At 51.6% G+C, this 16,537-nt stretch carries 15 protein-coding genes; all 15 read right to left on the bottom strand.

Features of this window, described 5'->3' with window-relative positions; translation table 11 throughout:
- Position 1: 1 nt before the first annotated feature.
- Positions 2–1,000, bottom strand: a complete 999-nt coding sequence (gene hemB / locus AC1DF0_RS22385; RefSeq protein ID WP_442048905.1) for a porphobilinogen synthase — start codon at positions 998–1,000, stop codon at positions 2–4.
- 16 nt (positions 1,001–1,016) lie between these two features.
- Positions 1,017–2,567 carry a uroporphyrinogen-III C-methyltransferase gene (cobA, locus tag AC1DF0_RS22380; protein ID WP_477575362.1) on the bottom strand — a complete coding sequence of 517 codons (1,551 nt, stop codon included), beginning with the start codon at positions 2,565–2,567 and terminating at the stop codon, positions 1,017–1,019.
- Between the two features lie 3 nt (positions 2,568–2,570).
- Positions 2,571–3,536, bottom strand: a complete 966-nt coding sequence (hemC, locus tag AC1DF0_RS22375; RefSeq protein ID WP_477575361.1) for a hydroxymethylbilane synthase — start codon at positions 3,534–3,536, stop codon at positions 2,571–2,573.
- Complete coding sequence (locus AC1DF0_RS22370; protein WP_442048902.1) at positions 3,520–4,218, bottom strand: precorrin-2 dehydrogenase/sirohydrochlorin ferrochelatase family protein; 699 nt, start codon at positions 4,216–4,218, stop codon at positions 3,520–3,522. Before AC1DF0_RS22370 ends, hemC begins: the two co-directional genes overlap by 17 nt.
- 34 nt (positions 4,219–4,252) lie before the next feature.
- Entirely contained in the window at positions 4,253–5,065 is an 813-nt protein-coding gene (locus tag AC1DF0_RS22365; protein WP_442048901.1) for a cytochrome C assembly family protein, read from the bottom strand.
- Between the two features lie 45 nt (positions 5,066–5,110).
- Positions 5,111–6,493 (bottom strand): glutamyl-tRNA reductase, encoded by a 1,383-nt coding sequence (gene hemA, locus AC1DF0_RS22360; RefSeq protein WP_442048900.1) that lies wholly within the window; start codon positions 6,491–6,493, stop codon positions 5,111–5,113.
- Between the two features lie 196 nt (positions 6,494–6,689).
- Positions 6,690–7,088 (bottom strand): adenosylmethionine decarboxylase, encoded by a 399-nt coding sequence (gene speD / locus AC1DF0_RS22355; protein WP_477575360.1) that lies wholly within the window; start codon positions 7,086–7,088, stop codon positions 6,690–6,692.
- A 273-nt stretch (positions 7,089–7,361) separates the two neighbouring features.
- Positions 7,362–8,048 carry a YjgB family protein gene (locus AC1DF0_RS22350; protein ID WP_442053549.1) on the bottom strand — a complete coding sequence of 229 codons (687 nt, stop codon included), beginning with the start codon at positions 8,046–8,048 and terminating at the stop codon, positions 7,362–7,364.
- 181 nt (positions 8,049–8,229) lie between these two features.
- Positions 8,230–8,820, bottom strand: a complete 591-nt coding sequence (locus AC1DF0_RS22345; protein ID WP_477575359.1) for a non-ribosomal peptide synthetase module — start codon at positions 8,818–8,820, stop codon at positions 8,230–8,232.
- Positions 8,821–9,056: 236 nt separating this feature from the next.
- Positions 9,057–9,644, bottom strand: coding sequence for a ribosome biogenesis GTP-binding protein YihA/YsxC (gene yihA, locus AC1DF0_RS22340; RefSeq protein ID WP_442051023.1), 588 nt, complete (start codon positions 9,642–9,644; stop codon positions 9,057–9,059).
- Complete coding sequence (lon, locus tag AC1DF0_RS22335; protein ID WP_442051022.1) at positions 9,641–12,004, bottom strand: endopeptidase La; 2,364 nt, start codon at positions 12,002–12,004, stop codon at positions 9,641–9,643. The genes yihA and lon overlap by 4 nt, the downstream gene beginning before the upstream one ends.
- A gap of 80 nt (positions 12,005–12,084) precedes the next feature.
- Positions 12,085–13,788, bottom strand: a complete 1,704-nt coding sequence (gene lonB, locus AC1DF0_RS22330; RefSeq protein WP_442051021.1) for an ATP-dependent protease LonB — start codon at positions 13,786–13,788, stop codon at positions 12,085–12,087.
- A gap of 125 nt (positions 13,789–13,913) precedes the next feature.
- Positions 13,914–14,156, bottom strand: coding sequence for a hypothetical protein (locus AC1DF0_RS22325; RefSeq protein ID WP_442051020.1), 243 nt, complete (start codon positions 14,154–14,156; stop codon positions 13,914–13,916).
- 31 nt (positions 14,157–14,187) lie between these two features.
- Positions 14,188–15,414 (bottom strand): Ger(x)C family spore germination protein, encoded by a 1,227-nt coding sequence (locus AC1DF0_RS22320; protein WP_477575358.1) that lies wholly within the window; start codon positions 15,412–15,414, stop codon positions 14,188–14,190.
- Complete coding sequence (locus AC1DF0_RS22315) at positions 15,411–16,535, bottom strand: GerAB/ArcD/ProY family transporter (RefSeq protein ID WP_477575357.1); 1,125 nt, start codon at positions 16,533–16,535, stop codon at positions 15,411–15,413. The genes AC1DF0_RS22320 and AC1DF0_RS22315 overlap by 4 nt, the downstream gene beginning before the upstream one ends.
- Positions 16,536–16,537 lie beyond the last annotated feature (2 nt).

Raw genomic sequence — 16,537 nt, 5'->3', positions numbered from 1 at the left:
GTTAAGCCTCCCCTTTCAGCCAGCGCGCAGCGTCTTTTGCATGGTACGTAATGATAATATCAGCGCCTGCGCGCTTCATACCCGTGAGCGTCTCCAGCACAATCGCCTTTTCGTTAATCCATCCGTTCGCTGCCGCTGCCTTCACCATCGAGTATTCAGCGCTTACGTTATAAGCGACAACCGGCAAATCATAGTTTTCTTTCAGCAAACGCACGACATCCAAGTAAGCCAGTGCCGGCTTCACCATGAGCATATCCGCGCCTTCTGCTACATCCGATTCCGCTTCGCGCAGCGCTTCGCGTACGTTGGCCGGGTCCATCTGATACGTCTTGCGATCTCCGAATTGCGGCGCGGAATGTGCCGCGTCACGGAATGGACCATAGAACGCAGATGCGTATTTCACGGAGTAAGACAGAATCGGGATATCGCTGTAGCCCGCTTCATCAAGCCCGCCGCGAATCGCATGGACGAAGCCGTCCATCATATTCGAAGGCGCGATAATATCGGCTCCCGCTTCGGCTTGCGAAATTGCCGTACGCACAAGCAGCTCAAGTGACGCATCGTTATCTACGGTAGCCTCGCAGGAATGCTCGTCGACATGAACGACGCCGCAATGGCCGTGATCGGTAAACCCGCATAAGCATGTATCGGCAATAACGACAAGCTCAGGCGCCCATCCCTTAATCGCACGGATCGCTTGCTGCATAATGCCGTTAGCGTCGTAAGCCGATGTGCCGACTGCATCCTTATGCTCAGGAACGCCGAACATAAGCACCGACTGAACGCCGCTTGCGACAACGTCGCGAATTTCTTCCTCAAGGCGATCCATCGAGTAATGGTATACGCCCGGCATTGAAGGAATCTCTTCCTTTACGTTCACGCCATACGTTACAAAAAGCGGATATATAAAGTCATTAGCGCTTAGCACCGTCTCGCGCACCAGGCTGCGAAGGCCGGCTGTGCGGCGCAATCTGCGATTTCTCACTATAGGAAAGCTCATCTGAATAGTTCCTCCTCTACACGTTCGCTTTGGCCGCGCGATAGGCGGCAATAGCGTCTATTAAGCTGTCTATGGTCGAATGTTCAGGCTCAACCGTTACGGAAAGTCCCGCATCTATTACCGTCTTCGATGTGATTGGACCGATACTCGCGATCGGTATGCCTGCGAGATGTTCAGCCGGATCCTCAATGCCTCTGCGTCTAAGCAATTCAAGGAGATTCGTTACCGTAGACGAGCTGGTGAACGTAATCATATGAATCCGCTTCTCGCGTAACCACTCCAATGCCAGCTCGTCCTGCGTATCCGCCAGCACGGTCTCGTAGACATCAATCTCCACTGCTTCAAGTCCCTTAGACTGAAGCTCTCTTGGCAGCACCTCGCGTGCCAAATCGCCACGCGGCAGCAATACTCTTTCGCCGGCTTTCAAGTGCGGATCGAGCTGCTCCAGCAGTCCCTCAGCATGGAATTGAACAGGGAGTTCTTCGAACGTCAAGCCGCGCATACGCAGCGCCTCGGCCGTCTTTGGACCGACGGCAGCAAGACGAGCGCCGTGGAACCGCCGAATGTCGATGCCGAACCGCTGCAGCCAGCGKAAGAAATAATCGACGCCGTTCACGCTCGTGAACATGACCCAGCTATAGCTCTCCGCTTGCTCTAGATGCGTTCTTAGCATACCTATCGCTTCTGCATTCGAAGGCTCTTGCGTCTCGATAACCGGAAACTCGCAAGGCTCGCCGCCTAAGCTCTCGATCTGGTCGGCGAGCTCGCTTGCTTGCGCCCGTGCTCGGGTAACCAGTATTCGCATGCCGAACAACGGCTTGTTCTCATACCATCTCAGCTTCTCCCGCTGCAGTACAACCTCGCCCACAACGATGACCGCCGGCGGCTGGAAGTTCGCCTCGCGGACGATGGCTTCGATCGTTTCGAGCGTACCGACGATCGTCTGCTGCTCCACTCTCGTCCCCCAGCGGACAAGCGCAACTGGCGTTTGCGGCGGCTTGCCATGCTTGATCAGCTGATCGGCGATATATCCGATCTTCGCAACGCCCATCAGGAAGATGAGCGTTCCTGTCGCATTCGTCACTTTGTCCCAATGAATCGACCGGTCGAGCTTATCCGGACTCTCATGGCCCGTTATGATCGACAGCGACGAAGCAAGATCGCGATGCGTTACCGGTATGCCCGCATACGCTGGTACGGCAATCGCCGATGTAATGCCTGGCACGATCTCGAACTCGACGCCGTTATCGTACAGCAATTCGGCCTCTTCTCCCACGCGGCCGAATATCGTCGGGTCGCCGCCCTTAAGGCGCGTAACGGTCTTGCCTTGAAGCGCCAAATCGACGAGCAATTGATTGATTTCCTCTTGCTTCATCGTGTGTCGGTCAGGCAGCTTGCCTACATAAATTTTCTCCGTGCCCGGCTTCACATGACGCAGCAGCCGAGGGCTGGCAAGCCGATCATACACGACGACATCGCACAGCTCAAGACATTCGCGCCCGCGAACGGTAATGAGCTTCGGATCGCCGGGACCGGCCCCGACCAAATAAACTTTCCCCTTATTCACCGGTCATCCCCCAATTTCCGCTAAAATACGATCAGCGCCGCGCGCGATAAGCGCTGCCGCCACATCCCGTCCAAGCTGTTCGGGATTCGTCCCCCTTAACTGCTCCTTAAGCAAGGTCTCTCCGTCTGGCGAACCAACCATGCCGGTCAGCTCCAACAGCGGCTCGCTTCCAGCGTCATCCACCAATACGGCATATGCGCCGATCGGCACTTGGCAGCCTCCGTTCAGCGCGCCAAGGAAACTGCGCTCTGCGCGGACGGCCAGCTCGCTTTCTCTATCGTTCAACAGTGCAAGCAACTCTCTGATCTGTGCATCATCGCTCCGACATTCGATGCCAAGTGCCCCTTGGCCTACCGCAGGGATACAGACATCAACCGGTACGGCTGCCGAAATGCGATCCTGCCAGCCCATTCTTGTCAACCCAGCCGTCGCCAACACAACCGCATCGAAACCTTCCGTCTCCAGCTTACGGATACGGGAATCGATATTGCCTCTGATCGACTCGAGCTTGAGGTCCGGTCTAGCGTTCTTGAGCTGGCAAGAGCGGCGCAAGCTGCTCGTTCCTACACGCGCTCCAATCGGCAAGTCTGACAGGCTATGCAGGCCGTCCTTCATAACCAAGCAGTCCCTTGGATCGACGCGCAGCGGAATGGCTCCGTTCATTAAACCTTCTGGCAATTCATAGGGCATGTCCTTCATGCTGTGTACCGCCAAGTCGATATCGCCATCAATGAGTGCTTGCTCAATTTCCTTAACGAACAACCCTTTGCCGCCTACCTTGGACAACGTAACATCGAGAATCCGGTCGCCCTTCGTCACGATCTTCTTTACCTCGAACGTATAAGAGAAGCCTTGCTCGTCGCTGAGCTGCTGCAATTGATCGATCACTTGTCCTGTCTGCGTAAGCGCAAGCGCGCTCTGTCTCGTTCCTACAACGATCACTCGATGTGCATTAGCTGTTTCCTTCATTATGTATGCCTCCCGTTATTCCGATGCGACGCAGCAGGCTGTTCAGCCATTCATCGTCGCTGCCTTCTACTTCTTCCCCGCTATCCGCGACTGAAGCACCGCTCTTCGCGTCCTCAGCCGCCTCTTCCGCCGCTAGCTTCAGTATAGCCTGTTTAGCTACTCGATCTATCTCACTGTTCATGACAATTGTTCGCAAACGGCGCAGACGGTCCACTGCTTCTATGTAACTTTCCCCGTATTGCGTTTCCAGCTCCTTCTTTATCGCTGCCGCTAGCGATGGACTTGCGCCGGCTGTCGTCACAGACAGCAACAGCTCGCCCCGGCGAATGACGGATGGTGCGAGAAAGTCGCCTTCGTCGTAGGAATCCGCCGCATTCACTAGCGCGCCATAACGCTTGCCGTCAGCTGCAACAGCAGCGTTAACTTCCTTATTTCCTGACGCCGCGAATAATAGCCACGCTCCGCTTGCATCGCTCTCTTTGTACCCTCTAAGCTCAATCCGCAGCTTGCCTTCCTCGGCAAGACCGGCCAGTCGCTCCGTAACCGCTGGACTGACGATCCTTACATCGTCTGCCCCGGCTTCCAGTAAGCCGATAACCTTTCGCTCTGCTACGCCGCCGCCGCCGATAACGACGATTTTTTTGCCGCGCAATTGGAGCACGACCGGGTAATAGCCATTCATGCTTGATCCCCCATAGGATTGACCGAAATGATCATTAATGAAACCTTGAAACGTAATTGGAGAGCAAATTAATAAGCAACATCAGGAATGAAGCAATATAAAGCCATGCCATCTGCGGTCCCGGCCGCTTCTGCGCGGCACGTTGATAGACGAAAATGATAAATAAAACTAGCGTCGCAACAGATGTCAGCACCTTAAAGTCCAGCAGCAGCGCGGATCTTCCTTCTACGATTAACGACACTGCCGCTATCGCAAGCGACATTGCAAGCAGCGGTACGCCAACGATCACTGCACGATCCATATATCGCTCCATCATTTCCAGGCTAGGCAGCCTGCGAACCGCTTTGGTCCACTGCTTGCTCTTCAGACGTTTATGAAGAAACAGGTACATGCCGGCAAACAGACCCCCGAAGGTCAATACCGCATAAGCGCATAATACGAGACTAATATGAACATAGAGCAGCTCTCTTGTTGTCTGCCACAGCTCGGACGACTGACCGCTGTTCGTACTGCTGTACAGATTAAGAGCAAGTACGGCGAATCCGATCACATTTACGAAAAAGACGATAAAGTCGATTTTGAAAAACCGGCTTATAACGAGCGACACCGTAACGAGCAGCCATGAGAACCAAAGCCAATATTCGAAAGTAGATACGGGCGTCAGCTGAAAATGCGATACGGTTCTTACCGTAACGTAAGCAGTCTGCAAAACCCAAACAAAAATAAGCAGCCCTGTACCTATCCGCTTCGCTTTCCGGCTCGCATTCATGAAGTCGGAGAAGTAAAACAGAAGGCTCAGGGCGTAAACATAAAGTATCGCGTCGTACAGTACATTTTGTGTAACCATAGCGCCTCCATATTGCGGCCCTCAACTAAATTTCGCGGGCATCCTTTACTGAATAGCAGGTGCCAGCGCCGCGGCAGGTGCATGGTCTTGTACGTTTTTGGTTTGTGTTGCAGTCACAGGCCCCGATGCCGCTTGAAGCTCTGTTTGCCGCGTTTTTGTCATTTGTTCCTCAAGCGCGAACAGCTTGACGAACATATCCATCGCTTCGTCCGCTTTCTTCTCGCCTGCCATTTCCTTAATGCGCAGGATCGGGTCCTGCATCATTTGATTGACGATGCTTTTCGTCAGCTTGCGGATCACCTTCAACTGATGCTCATCGAGATCCGGCAGCTTGTTCGTCAAGCTGTTCATCGTTTCTTCGTGAATATCGGCGGCCTTCGTCTGAAGAGCACGAATGAGCGGCACGACGCCCAGCGTCTTGTACCATTGCTCGAACAGTCCGATTTCTTCGACGATCATCGTTTCGATCTTGGCTGCTTCAAGGCGGCGCTGCTCCAGATTACTCTCCACAATGCCCTCCAAATCGTCAATATCATATAAAAAGACGTTGTCTACCGCCGCAATCGACGGCTCAAGATCCCGCGGAACAGCAATATCGATCATGAAAAGCGGCTTCGACTTTCTGCGCTTCATCGCTTCAGCAACCTGCCCGCGGGTGAGGACATAGTTCTCAGCTCCGGTGGAGCTAATGACGATATCCGCTTCATGCAGCCGCTGCGCCGCTTCCTCCATCGAGTAGGCCACGCCGTTGAACTTGTCCGCCAGCTGCACAGCACGTTCGTAAGTCCGATTCACTACAATAACTCTCTCAGCGCCGTTCGCGTACAGATGCTTCGCTGTCAGCTCGCCTGTTTCGCCCGCACCTAGCACCATAACCGTCTTTTTGTTGAATTGTCCAAATATCCGCTTGCCAAGCTCTACTGCTGCGTAGCTGACGGATACAGCCGATTCGCCTATCGTCGTCTCGGTATGCGCCCGCTTCGCCATCGTTAGCGCTTGTTTGAACAGATGATTGAACAGCGTTCCCGTCGTCTTGAGCTGCTGAGCCTGCAGAAACGCGTCTCTCACCTGACCCAAGATTTGCGTTTCGCCAATAATCATCGAATCAAGCCCGCTTGTTACTCGTAATAAATGCTCAATCGCTTTGTCATCTTCATACATATATAAATGGTTCGTGAACTGCTGTCTCGGCAGATTGAACCACTTCTCCATAAAGCTGCGAATATAATGACCGCATAGATGATGCCTGTCAACGACTGCATACATTTCCGTACGATTGCAGGTTGCTACAATGACACACTCCATGATGCTCTTCGTTTGAATGAGCTGCTTAAGCGCACCCGGCAATTCCCGTTCCGCGAATGCGAATCTTTCTCTCACTTCAACTGGAGCCGTCCGATAATTGAGTCCTACTGCGATAATGTGCATGCGCGATCACCTGCCTCCTTCTCTTGTCCGTCATAACCTTGATGTTATCGCTTATTATAACATAGTTCGACTTTCAGAAAATGTTCATTTATGAATAATGTTTGAAAAACTCCTATCCATTATTCCCTTTTCATACAAAGAAATAACCATGGATTAGATCCATGGTTATTTCGATATGCCAATCGGCCCAAAGCTCTTAGACAAGCTCGATTTGTTTCATTTTTTGTTCAACGACTTGCAATTCGCCCATTCCGCGTACAAGCTTCTTCGCATAAGTCGACTTCGGCTTAAGCACAGCGAGCATGTAATCAATCGCAAGTTGTGGATCTACAGTATCACCGCAGGTATAGCAGTCCAGCGCGGCAAATCCTCTCTCAGGATACGTATGAATCGAGAGATGACTCTCCGACAGCATGACAAGAACGGTTGCGCCTTGAGGATCGAATTGTTTCGCTTGCACCGAAAGTACAGTAGCACCACAAGCTTCGGCAGCCTCCACCATGTGGTTTTGCAAAAATTCAGCGCTGTTCAGCAGTTCAAAATCTACACCCCAAGTATCAACAGMAACGTGTCTTCCGAAAGTTGAATATTCCATCCTTCGGTTCCCCCTTCCTAGGAATAAAATGTTTGAAAAATTTCATCCGCTAGGACCTACGTCATTCACTTCTCGAGGGATTAATCTCTCGCAACATAACCATGTCCTGAGTGAATCCTGGTTCCTATTATTCAATTGCAACAATGTTTTCAACGAATCTAAAAATAACATCTATCCGGGAGAAATGCAACAGGTTTTTTTCGACCAAAATATCGTCGCCGGCCCCGTTTTCAATGTATGACTGTCAGGCTTGTCGCGAAACAGAAATGCTTGTCAGCCAGCCATATTATTTTTGGTGTCCTGCGGGCTGAATACCGAGATATGATCAACCTTTCCGGTCTTTTCAGATACAACGAATTTCAGCTGGTACTGCTCGTTTACTTCATAGGTGTAAATATCGTCCGAACCGTTTTTTGTTTGTTCATCCGCTTTGCCAAGCGCCTTCTCGATATCTTTCAAAGCGATGGTGCGCAGCTCGCTTGCATAGGAACGGACATCGAACACCACCATGCCTTTGTTGTAACCGAAGGTGATGCCTTTATCCTTATACTCCGCATAAAGACCCTTTCCAGCTGCATTGTTGCTGTCCGGTTTCCCCCACTTTTTCTCGATATCGTCGAAGAGGTCCGTATGTGCCGCGTATTGGCAATTCGGCACTTTGCCCTTCTTGGCCAGTTGGACGAGAGATCCGACCGTTACCGCTGCTTCATCACCGTCGGATGGAGTATGGCTGCCGCCGTTCTGTTCGCCCGTCCCATTCGGCGTTTCTGAAGGCTCTGCGCTCGGAGCGACGTCTTGACTAGGGCTTGTCTGCTCAGCCTCGGACGGAGCTTCGCTTACGATTGGGTCCGGCTGCTCGCCGTTTTCTCCATTATTAGCATTGCTGCAAGCGGATAGCGCCAATGCGACTGAAAAGGTAATGCCGACCGCAAACTTTTTGAAATTTTTCGAAGGATTCATCTCTGTTCCAGCTCCTTTTGTGTAATCTCTGTGATGCTAATCGAAATCGTATGAAAAACTTGCGACAAATCTTAGACGATCAAACCGGTCATGAGGTTACAGTTACTCGGAATGATCCAGTTTTTTCCGATATAAAAAAAGAAGCCGCGCAAGCGGCCTCCTGCTTATCCCTTATTAAACATTACGCTTCTAAAATAAACAACTTCTTGGTCATATCCGCCAAGCGCTCGTCAATTCTGCCGATCTCCTCGGCTGCCGTCGCTTGATTGCGAAGGTCAAGAAGCTCGTTGACTGCACCGTTAATCAATCCAATCTCTCGCTCGATTAAGCGGCTGCGGTATACGTTCTCAAGCTGCAAAGCCGTATCTTTGTATTCAAATACGAGACGCTCGCCTGCAGCGGTTTGTTCCACAATGCTCATGACGGAACCATTCCTATAATGATAGATCATCGTATAATGACTATAAATCCGGTTKACGATCGCGTTGCCTCGGAAAGCGGAGACCGCTTTGCGCATTGCATTTGTCAGCCTAGGTCCTACAAGTCGGCAAGAAAGAACACATACGTAATAGTCTTGTCGACGCTCAAACGTCAACCTGACCTCTTCCCTCCCTGCTACGTCTTCGAGAACGAGCTCCTGATTGCCGCCTTCGAGCACGCGCACCTGAAGGTGTATTTGCTGCTCTTCGAACAATCGAATGAATCCCGCCATCTCCGTGGCCGTTAACTGCAGTTTGGCATTTACATACTCTGTGGCTAGCCGCTTAGCCATAAAAATCTCCTCAATTCTTTGACTTGCCCGAATCGATCGACGCGTCTCTCCGCGCGATTCATCGTTCACGTCGGTTCGTTAGATTAAGTATATTATACGTGATCCCGTCAATATATTCCTGCCGTCCGCACGCGATATTCTTGCATATAACTGAAAATAACGCAGGAATTCACGAGGAATGCCGCATTTCTCCCTAAATCCTCTGCTTTAGAGCAGAAGTTGCTGCACTTGCTACCTTAAGTAGCAATCGTCTCCATAATAACGTCCCAGAGCTGCTCACGGCCAAGCCCTGTTTCCGAAGAGAATAAGATGATAGAATCTCGCGGGTCGACGCCAAGCGTTGTTTTGACCATCTTCACATGCTTGTCCCACTTCGACCTTGGAATCTTGTCCGCTTTCGTGCAGACGATGCATGTAGGTATTTCATAATGCTTAAGCCAGTCGTACATAAGCTGATCGTCCTTGGACGGCTCATGGCGAATATCGATGACGAGCAGCTGCAGCTTTAGCTGCTTGCGGTCCCTAATATAGGTCTCGATCATCGTGCCGAACTTCTCGCGCTGTGTTTTGGACACCTTCGCATAACCGTAGCCTGGATAATCGACGAAGTAGACCATATCATTCACGCGATAATAATTGAGCTGCTGCGTCTTGCCCGGCTGCGAGCTCGTTCTAGCTAAGTTTTTGCGCATAATCAGCTTATTGATGAGTGACGATTTCCCGACATTGGAACGCCCTGCCAGAGCAATCTCTGGCAAGGCGTCCTCCGGGTACTGGTGAGGCTGAACCGCGCTAATAATAAATTGTGCATCCATAATCTTCATGAAATAGTTGTACCTGCTTTCTGTTCCGTTAGAACTGGAAGCAGCGCATGCTGCAGCACCTCATCCATATGAGCGACAGGAATAAATTGCAGATCATTGCGCACGCTATCGGGAATATCCCGCAAGTCCCGTTCATTGTCTTTTGGCAGCAGCACGGTCTTAATGCCCGCGCGATGCGCCGCCAACGATTTTTCTTTCAATCCGCCAATCGGAAGCACGCGGCCGCGGAGCGTAATCTCGCCGGTCATCGCCACTTCCTTGTTCACATACCGATTCGTTAACGCCGAGATCAGCGCTGTCGCGATCGTGATGCCTGCGGAAGGGCCATCCTTAGGAATAGCGCCCTCCGGAATATGAATATGAATATCGTTTTTCTCGTGGAAGCTTGGATCGATACCAAGCTCGATCGCCTTCGACCTCGTGAAGCTGAATGCCGCTTGGGCGGATTCCTTCATTACGTCCCCGAGCTTGCCCGTCAATGTCAACTTGCCGCCGCCCGGCATAACGGTCACTTCGATGACGAGCGTATCGCCGCCGACCTCCGTCCAAGCGAGGCCTGTAACGGCGCCGATCTGATTCTCGCTTTCCGCTAAGCCGTAACGGAACTTGGAAGGTCCAAGCCATTCCGTAAGCTTATCGTTTGTTACCTCCAGCGTCTCCGCCTCTTCATTCGAGACGAAGAACTTCGCTGCTTTGCGGCATATCGACGCTATCTGCTGCTCCAGGTTCCGCACGCCGGATTCACGGGTATATCCACGTATCAATTGCAGCAGCGTATCTTCAGATATGCGAAGCTGCTCTTCCGTAAGACCGTGTTCCTTCTTCTGCTTCGGCAGCAAATACCGCGTACCGATCTGCAGCTTCTCTAGCTCCGTATAGCCCGGAATGTAGAGTACCTCCATCCGGTCAAGCAATGGACGCGGAATGTTGTGCATCGCATTCGCGGTCGTAACGAACATGACGTTAGACAGATCAAATGGAACTTCGATGAAGTGGTCGCTGAAGTTGCTGTTCTGCTCAGGATCAAGCACCTCTAGCAAGGCAGAAGCAGGATCCCCGCGGAAGTCCATCGCCATCTTGTCGATTTCATCAAGCAGGAATACCGGATTAAGCGAACCGGCCGTCTTCATTCCTTGGATAATACGACCCGGCATCGCGCCGACGTATGTCCGCCTGTGACCGCGAATCTCAGCCTCGTCGCGTACGCCGCCGAGCGAGATACGTACGAACTTGCGTCCGAGCGACTTCGCAATCGACCTGGCAAGCGATGTCTTGCCGACACCCGGAGGTCCTACTAGACAGAGGATTGGCCCTTTGAGCTTCTTCACGAGCTGCTGTACGGCTAAGTACTCCAGCACACGCTCCTTCGGCTTCTCGAGACCGTAATGATCGTCGTTCAGCACTTCCTCAGCTTTGCTAATGCTGAGATCGTCATCCGTCTGCTTATCCCAAGGCAACGACAACAGCCAATCGATATAATTGCGGATAACGCCGCCTTCGGCGGACGAGGCAGGCATCTTCTCGAGCCGATCGATCTCCTTCTCGATCTTCTCCTTCACAGACTCGGGCACGCCGGATTCGGCAAGCTGACTGCGCAAATCCTCGATCTCGCCGGCGCGGCCTTCCTTCTCGCCAAGCTCCTTCTGGATCGCCTTCATCTGCTCGCGCAAATAATATTCCTTCTGCGTCTTCTCCATCTGCTTCTTGACGCGCTGGTTAATCTTGCGCTCCAGCTCCAGCACCTCGCGCTCGTTGTTCAAGATGTCGAGCAGCTTCTCCAGCCGCTCCCGGGCGCCGATCGTCTCTAGGATATCTTGCTTATCCTTAATCTTCAGCGAGAGGTGGCTCGTGATGACGTCTGCGAGCCTGCCTGGTTCGTCAATGTCGGACACGGCCGCATGTGTCTCCGGCGTTACCTTCTTCGACAACGAGATATAGTGCTCGAACTGGCTAAGCACCGTACGCATAAGCGCGTCGACCTCAGGATCGTCCGTTTCCTGCTCCGGCAGCTCTTTCACCGCTACTTCGTAAAATTCATCGTTCGGCAGATACTCCTGTATCTCCGCGCGAACAACGCCTTCAACCAGCACACGGATCGTTCCGTTCGGCAGCTTCATCATTTGCCTTACTTTCGCGATCGTACCGACCTTATATATATCTTCCTCCGTCGGCTCCTCAATGTTTACTTCGGATTGTGAGCAGAGCAAGATCATATTTTCCTCGACCATTGCCCTCTCTAGTGCCCGAACCGATTTGTCCCTGCCCACATCAAGGTGGAGAACCATGCTGGGATAAACGAGTAGCCCCCGTAACGGAAGCAGGGGCAGCCGACGACGACCTTTCGATTTATTAGGTCCCATTCCAGCACCTCCAATTGTATACGTCTACCCTATATTACCACATCGCAAAGTACAAAATCTAAATGCCGGCGAATTCCTTATTATTCGGCTGATTCAGCTTGCAAATAAGGAACCCCCGATGCGATGAACAGCTCTGTGCCGATCGGCGCATCCACGGTCTTCTCCGCAATAGTCGACTCGGGGAAAACAATGCCAAATACTTCTTCGACGCGCTCAACAGGTATCACCTTAAGCCCGTTCAAGTCTGCGAAGATAGCCTGCCAGTTCTCTCGCGGTATAATAACCTTCTCAGCGCCTGCTTGGAAAGCAGCCTCGACCTTCGCCAGCACGCCGCCTACAGGCTTTACATTGCCGTGTATGCCGACTTCTCCGGTCATCGCCAGCTTATTGTCGATTGGCAAGCCTTTGATAGCAGACGTAATCGCCGTTGCCATTGCAATACCTGCTGACGGGCCGTCAATCGGCGTTCCGCCAGGGAAGTTGATATGAAGGTCGAAGTCTTGCGGATTAAGCCCGATACGGCGCAATACAGTCAGCACATTCTCGACAGAGCCCTTCGCCATGCTCTTACGGCGAAGCGTCCTGGAGCCGCCTCCTAGCTCTTCTTCCTCCACGACACCTGTTATCGTGAATTGGCCGCGTCCTGCTGCTGCCGGAATGGCGCTAACTTCGATCTCAAGCAGCGTGCCCATATTCGGTCCGTATACGGCAAGCCCGTTCACGAAGCCGACCTGCGGCGCCGCAGGCACCTTGCGGTCCGGACGCGGCGGGATTTGGCTGCTGTTCACAACCCATTCGATATCACCTGCCGAAATACTATCCCGCTTCTCGGATAAGGCTACTCCTGCTGCTAGCTGTATAACATTGACCGCTTCGCGACCGTTTGTCGCATAACGCTTCACGACCTCGATCGCTTCCGGGCATGGTGCGAAGCCGATCTTCTTCACTGCATTCTCAGCGACTAGTGCAATTTCATCTGCCAGCAGCGGGCGGAAAAATACCTCCATACAGCGCGAGCGAATAGCCGGCGGAATTTCCTGAGGCGAACGCGTTGTTGCGCCTACGAGACGGAAGTCTGCCGGCAGCCCATTCTGGAATATATCATGAATATAGACAGGAATGTTCGCATCCTCAGAATTGTAATAGGCGCTCTCGAGAAATACTTTGCGGTCTTCCAGCACCTTTAACAGTTTATTCATTTGAATCGGATGCAATTCTCCGATTTCGTCAATGAACAGAATGCCGCCATGGGCTTTCGTAACCGCGCCGGGTTTCGGCTGCGGTATGCCCGCTACCCCCATCGCTCCTGCGCCTTGGTAGATCGGATCATGAACAGACCCGATCAGCGGATCGGCAATACCCCGCTCATCGAAGCGCGCTGTCGTCGCATCGATCTCGGTGAACTTCGCCTCTGGAAGGAATGGCGAGCTTGGATTTTTCTTCGCTTCTTCCAATACGACACGCGCGGCAGCCGTCTTACCGACTCCAGGCGGTCCATAGATAATAACATGCTGCGGGTTCGCGCTGCATAGTGCAGCCTTAAGCGCCCTTAGCCCATCGCGCTGACCGACAATGTCCTGCATGGCCTGCGGGCGCGTCTTCTCCGCGAGCGGCTTCGTAAGCGAAACTGAGCGCAGCTTGCGCAGCTTATCCATTTCCTTGCGCGATTCCCGATCGACCGCAGAGCGGTTCGTCTTCTGATTACGCAGCAAATTCCAAAAATACAAGCCGATAACGACGGCAAAAAACACTTGAATCAACATTAACACGACACTTAAACTCATTTATTTCCGCTCCTCTCATACCGCCTGTTTCTCGAAGGCATCCGTATTATGTCAGTATTGCCTCTTGGCAATAGGAATAATCGCATTTGGTAAAACTTCGGCTCAAGTATTTCTACCTTGCCGCATCACGTAAGTATCCCGGTATATTTGAGCCATAAACCTAGCGGCTTAATTGCTACGCTGATGATCGTAACCGGCGATACAACGATCCAATTATAGCTCTGCGAGGCAAGGAGATAGCCCGTCCATAGCACGGCCGAAGCATACACGATATATTCGCGCACCAAACCTTTCTTTAACAGCTTCGCGACGCCTAACCCTAACACAACGATTAGCAGCGCCGCGCCGATTGCCTCTTTTAATTCCATAGTCGATCTGCTCCTCTTTCTCTTTATCACCTTATTTCTTGCCCTCGTTCAGCTTCTCTACATTCATAGGCTGATTGCTAAGACCTACATTGGATAAGGTTACACGTACAACAGGCTTAATCTGGATACGCGCGAATACCACATCCCAATCCTTCTGCCAGCTCCGCCATTCCTTGCGGTAGGTTCGGTGCGCGAGGTCGGCGAAGCCTACCGCATCTGCATTCAGCTTTTGCAGAGATTGCCAGCCCGACATGATGAATCCCGTAATTTCTTTCTCGGCAGCATTCTCCATCTGCTTGATGACCTCTGGCTTATAGAGGTCCTGAGAATGACAATCGGTCTGGACCAGTTCTCCTCTTGCTTTGACATTTACCTTCACACTTAGATTGCCTTCGATGATCGACGGCTTTTGCTCTGATGAAGAGCTTTGGATACTGATTGTCGAATGGTTTCCGCTTCCGTCAGGACAAGCGATCGTGACGATTGAGCTCTTAACGGTATCTTTCATATAAGCGACGCCTAATGCCTCTTTGCGGGAAAGCCATCCCACCATCTTGTCCTTCTTGATGACCGCTGCCCTACCGAGTCTCAGCTTGGACGGAAGCGTCGTGTTCTCGAAATMCGAGAGCTTGGAGGTATCTTTACTTCCCGACAAAGTTATTTCCGGAAGCAGGGCGCTGGCCGAATCGCTTGCAAGATCCATCGCGAGCTCGTATACTCTCACTTCTGGCAGCGCCGAAGAATACCGGGCTTCGATGGCATTGATCTCTCGCATGCCATCGCCTGGAATTTTCTGAATCTGCATCATCTGTTCGAGAATTTTCCGAGATTTACCCGACGTAATGAGCACATCGACAGTCTCCCTGGCATCAGGGTTGCGTAAATACACTTCAAGGAGTGGGTTCAAACCTCGGCGCGCCGTTTCTTCGCTAATGATAATGACTTGATTATGGGCAAAATAAAGCTTACGCGGGCTTTCGTATACGCTATGCAGCACCGCTTCACGAATCGTTCTTCCCTTGGTCGAATAAACGATGACCGGAGAAGTATTCGCTCCGCCCATAATTCCGATGCCCGTGGAGATCGAGGAAGGGATAAGCACTTGATACGTGAGCACCCAGTCTTCACCTTCGCGATCAATTGACGTTGCGGAAGTAATAGCAAGCTCGTTCAACTCTACTCGGCTCCAGCAGCTTGTCAATAACAACGCACATGGTAGAATCAGCATAGCTACCGCCRTTATCCGCCAAGATTTCATACAGCCCCCCCTCCCTCTATGGCATCCGTCTTCCTTCGAGTCAAGCTGAGCCCGCCCCATATAAGAAGAAATAACCCGTAGTTGCTTATAAGCAGATAAGCAGACAGCGAAGTAAAGATGTATTCAATGAAATTACTATTTCGTGACCAGGAATAAATCGACGAGGCGCTAATGAACGCGGATATCGCAAATGCGTTTAATGGGCTTGAGCGACTCCGAATTCGGAAGAGATAGTCCATGACTTGGAACAAGCAAAATAAATAAATAGAAACCTTCGTGAACATCGATGCGATCCATGCCGTCAGCAGAAAAACATCGATTCGCTCCAAAAACTTCCCAACCTCCACCATGCCGAGAGCGGCGAAGCTCGGATAAGAAAGCACATTTACGATTCTTACGCCGAATACCGCAATAATCATGACGACCATCGTCAGAATCATCACACCTGAGACAACCGTTCCCCACATCGCGGACTTCGCCGCTTGCGACGGCTTCTCAAAATATGGCAGCAAGAACAAAACGATCGATATTTCAGATAGCCATCCCGCGGGAAGGAGCACAGCCGACATATGCTTAGGTACGGATATCTCGAAGAACGGCATGAAATTTGTCCAATTATAGTGACTCCATAACAAGGCGAAATTAAGCATCATAAGCATCAAACCAAACGCAAATACAATAAAATGAATTCTTCCAATCGCCTCTATCCCTTGCCATACGGCATAGACGGAAACGAGTGCAATGACGAGGGCGATAGCAAGTATTGGTGTCGTCCTAAGCAATTGCTCCTGCACGAAATTCGTGAACTGCCTAATTACGCTTGTTGCCCCCATAAAAAAATAACCGCACAATATAACCCCGATCAATAGGGCGACTGCCTTGCCAAATCGGGATTCGAGCCATTCCAATAACGGCTTGCCGTTACCGAGCAAGCAGATTCTGCCGATAATCAAGGCGTATACCAAACCTAGCAGCAGAGAAAGGAGAATGGTCAACCATCCGTCCTGTCTCGTAATCGAGACGACATGAGCCGGCAGCTGCAGCAATGCGCTTGGCGCAATAGCATTGATAACAATGGCAATCCCTTGGCCAGTCGATATTCGCTGCGTCGATGACGTCATTG

It is taken from the genome of Paenibacillus sp. 05T425 (assembly GCF_056396205.1).
Note: the sequence above shows the minus strand (reverse complement) of the source record. Positions and strands in the feature narration are given on the sequence as shown.

Coding starts and splice junctions, on each gene's coding strand:
- hemB (WP_442048905.1), bottom strand. CDS start 1,000: ATGAGCTTTCCTATAGTGAGAAATCGCAGATTGCGCCGCACAGCCGGC.
- hemC (WP_477575361.1), bottom strand. CDS start 3,536: ATGAAGGAAACAGCTAATGCACATCGAGTGATCGTTGTAGGAACGAGA.
- AC1DF0_RS22370 (WP_442048902.1), bottom strand. CDS start 4,218: ATGAATGGCTATTACCCGGTCGTGCTCCAATTGCGCGGCAAAAAAATC.
- AC1DF0_RS22365 (WP_442048901.1), bottom strand. CDS start 5,065: ATGGTTACACAAAATGTACTGTACGACGCGATACTTTATGTTTACGCC.
- hemA (WP_442048900.1), bottom strand. CDS start 6,493: ATGCACATTATCGCAGTAGGACTCAATTATCGGACGGCTCCAGTTGAA.
- AC1DF0_RS22350 (WP_442053549.1), bottom strand. CDS start 8,048: ATGAATCCTTCGAAAAATTTCAAAAAGTTTGCGGTCGGCATTACCTTT.
- yihA (WP_442051023.1), bottom strand. CDS start 9,644: ATGAAGATTATGGATGCACAATTTATTATTAGCGCGGTTCAGCCTCAC.
- lon (WP_442051022.1), bottom strand. CDS start 12,004: ATGGGACCTAATAAATCGAAAGGTCGTCGTCGGCTGCCCCTGCTTCCG.
- lonB (WP_442051021.1), bottom strand. CDS start 13,788: ATGAGTTTAAGTGTCGTGTTAATGTTGATTCAAGTGTTTTTTGCCGTC.
- AC1DF0_RS22325 (WP_442051020.1), bottom strand. CDS start 14,156: ATGGAATTAAAAGAGGCAATCGGCGCGGCGCTGCTAATCGTTGTGTTA.
- AC1DF0_RS22315 (WP_477575357.1), bottom strand. CDS start 16,535: ATGACGTCATCGACGCAGCGAATATCGACTGGCCAAGGGATTGCCATT.